The organism is Cyanobacteriota bacterium (assembly GCA_025054735.1).
GTDB lineage: Bacteria > Cyanobacteriota > Cyanobacteriia > SKYG9 > SKYG9 > SKYG9.
The window spans coordinates 1-2,131 of the sequence record JANWZG010000538.1 but is presented as its reverse complement, the minus strand read 5'-3'; the positions used below and the strand labels follow the sequence as shown (position 1 = coordinate 2,131).

The 2,131-nt window shown below is 54.0% G+C and carries 1 protein-coding gene; it reads right to left on the bottom strand.

The features are described from left to right. Nucleotides 1-2,096, bottom strand: a 2,096-nt coding sequence (locus tag NZ772_17850; GenBank protein MCS6815418.1) for a DNA topoisomerase, incomplete at its 3' end; no start/stop codon positions are given. Nucleotides 2,097-2,131 lie beyond the last annotated feature (35 nt).

Here is a 2,131-nt window from a genome sequence, read left to right as displayed (position 1 = left end):
GTAAGGTGCAATATGCGCCCTGTGCTGGTGGCTAGGATGACATGTTCACGGGGCTGTAACAGGGTGGCATAGGCAAGACGATCATTCTCTCTTAGCTTCATCACCATCAGCCCCCGACCAGACACCTCAGCAACCTCTGTCAATGGCATTCGCTTGATCCGGCCTTGGTGGCTGACCAGCACGAGGTCGGGTTGAGGGCTGTCTGCTGTGGGCGGCATGATGGAAAGCACCACTGTATTGTCAGCAGAAGCTGCGGAGCCTGGCAATAGTGTCAATAGCGATCGTCCCTGGCTTGTGGCTGCACTGGTAAGGGGAATCGTGCTGACTGGTAATGGGTACAGTTTGCCATCGCTGACAACAACCCACAGGGTGTTCTGGGTATTCACGAGTTGAGCTTGGATGACCCAATTCTCTAGAGGGGACAGATTAGGTTCAGGGACGATCGGCAACACAACTGCTCCATCTGCCACCAAGGCGGACGATGGGTGGATCTGCTCATATAGCTTGGGAGACCATCGCCGCACGTATCCCTGGTGGGTAAACTCCAACACTGTTTCTGGCTCCGCATCCAGGGTTACGAGGCGGGCGGGAGATGATTCTGGCGGTGGGGGCAACGGTGTAGAAACTCGTGCGGGCTGTCCTGGCTCGATTGAACATGCCCACAACACGTCCTCGGCATCAGACATGGAGGGTACTGGCTCTAGAGTAGGAGGCACTGCCATGGCGGAAACGGTAGAAGAAGCGGCATCAGCAGTGGATGGATCAGCAGTAACTGCTTGTCCAGTTCCCCCATGGGTGAGAGTCATGGGTATTGGGGTTGGGTCTGAATTGGTTGGAGCCTCGTCAGGCACAGGCAGGGTAGGTGGTATTGAATGCTGATCGTTGGCAGCTAGCTCCTGAGTACTGGTTTCTGGCTCTTGCTGGTTGGGACTGGGTTCCTCAGGAGACGGTTCTTGATACATCGCTGCCTCACCCTGGGGAAGGCGAGTGCGCCGGGGATCGCCGTACTTGCGTTTCAGAGTACGCAAATCCTTTTTCATCGCCTTAAGCAGTTCACGACGATCGTTGAGTAACTTATCCAACTCTTGCATCCGTTGGGTGAGTTCGTCCCTCTCTGTATAAAGTTTCTGTCGTTCCAAGCCCGTTAAGCGGCGCAGGGGCATTCCTAAGATAGCGCTAGCCTGCCGTTCACTTAGGTTAAAGCGACTTTGCAGTTGGGCTTCAGCAGTGCTGCCATCGGGAGCTTGGCGCAACAAGTCAATCACAGCATCTAGATTGTCCAGTGCGGTCAACAAACCTTCGACAATGTGGAGTCGATCGCTGGCTTGGTCGCGCTCATGGCGATAGCGGCGGTTGAGGGTGGTCTCTCGGAACCTAAGGAAGGCTTGGAGTGACTCTCGCAGGGACAACTGGCGAGGCACACCATCCACTAAGGCCAAGAAAATTGCCCCAAAGGTAGACTGCAAAGCTGTTAGTTTATACAGTTTTTCAAGGATTTTATCGGGGTCACTCTCACGCTTAAGGTCAATGACCACCCGCATTCCATCCCGATCGCTCTCGTCTCGAATATCCGCAATGCCCTCGATTTTGCCTTGATTCACTAGCTCGGCGACTTTCTCAATCCAACTAGCTTTGTTGACTTGGTAGGGTAACTCAGAAACCACGATCGCGTCCCGCCGTCGTCCCTTAGCACCCTGCACCTGTTCCAAGTTGGTAATGCCCCGCACCACAATGCTCCCCCGTCCAGTGCGGTAGGCATCCCACACCCCAGTCAAGCTCACAATTTCTCCCCCTGTTGGAAAATCAGGCGCAGGAATTAACTGAAATAGTTCTGCGTCGGGTAGAGAGGGACGATCGATGAGGGCAATCAACCCATCTACTACTTCTGCTAAATTGTGGGGCGGCACATTGGTGGCCATACCTACGGCAATCCCTGAACTGCCATTCAACAGCAAAAATGGCAATTGGGCTGGCAGTACCACTGGCTCTTGTTGAGAGTTGTCAAAGTTGGGAATAAAGTCTACCGTTGCTTCGCCAATCTCACTAAGTAGGGCTTCATGGCTAATGGCAGCTAAGCGGGTTTCGGTATAACGCATAGCAGCGGGGGGGTCGTTGTCGATCGAGCCGAAAT